This is a genomic window from Microbacterium resistens NBRC 103078 (assembly GCF_001552355.1).
Classification (GTDB): domain Bacteria; phylum Actinomycetota; class Actinomycetes; order Actinomycetales; family Microbacteriaceae; genus Microbacterium; species Microbacterium resistens.
Window position 1 is genome coordinate 1 of record NZ_BCRA01000227.1, and the last position, 952, is coordinate 952.

A 952-nucleotide genomic window follows, 5' to 3' on the forward strand; every position below is an offset into this window, starting at 1 on the left:
GCCGGCACCGCACAGGCGGCCGTCGAGGCCGCGGCGGCCGCCGGTGCCGAGGTGGTGCTGACGGCGGACGCCGACGCCGCCGCGCTGACCGTCCCGGTCGTCGACGCCCTGCAGGCCGCCTATGCGGCCGTGCGCCCCGACGCGGTCCTCGTGTCGAACTCGATCGCGGGGCGCGACGTCGCCGGCCGTCTCGCCGTCCGCGAGCGCCTGGCCCTCTCCGTCGACGCGACCGGCGTCTCGCGCGACGACCAGGGCGTCGTCGCGCACCACTCGGTGTACGGCGGGGCGTTCCTCGTCGACTCCGCGCCGACTTTCGGCACCCCGGTCATCACGATCCGCCAGGGGGCCGTGGACGCCAGGGCCGAGGCGAAGCAGGCGCGCGTCGAGGCCCTCGACGTCACCCCGTCCGCCTCTCCCGCCGCGTCGGCGGGGGAGATCCAGGCGGTCGAGGCGACGTCCTCGCGCCCGGAGCTGCGCGGGGCGAAGGTCGTGGTCTCGGGCGGGCGCGGACTCGGGTCCAAGGAGGCGTTCTCGCTCGTGGAGGAGCTCGCCGACGAGCTCGGCGGAGCGGTCGGCGCCTCCCGTGCGGCCGTCGACGCCGGATACATCCCCTACGCCCACCAGGTCGGGCAGACCGGCGTCTCGGTCTCCCCGCAGCTCTACATCGCCCTGGGGATCTCCGGCGCGATCCAGCACCGAGCGGGCATGCAGACGGCCAAGACGATCGTCGCGATCAACAAGGACCCCGAGTCCCCGATCTTCGACGTCGCCGACTTCGGCATCGTCGGCGACCTCTTCACGGTCGTCCCGCAGGTGATCGAGGCGCTGCGGGCGCGGAAGTAGGCCGCCATGGCGACGATGCGCAGAGGCCTGCCACGCACCGCAGGCGGCGATCCGTGGCCCCCCGAGGGCGCCGCGCCCGACGCCGCCGTCGACGAGCCCGTCGCGGAGG

Annotated in this window: 1 protein-coding gene; it reads left to right on the forward strand. The window is 75.3% G+C overall.

Annotated features, from left to right (window positions below; all coding sequences use genetic code 11):
• Positions 1-843: electron transfer flavoprotein subunit alpha/FixB family protein (locus MR1_RS19145; RefSeq protein ID WP_067250900.1), on the forward strand; the 843-nt coding region annotated here is incomplete at its 5' end.
• Positions 844-952 lie beyond the last annotated feature (109 nt).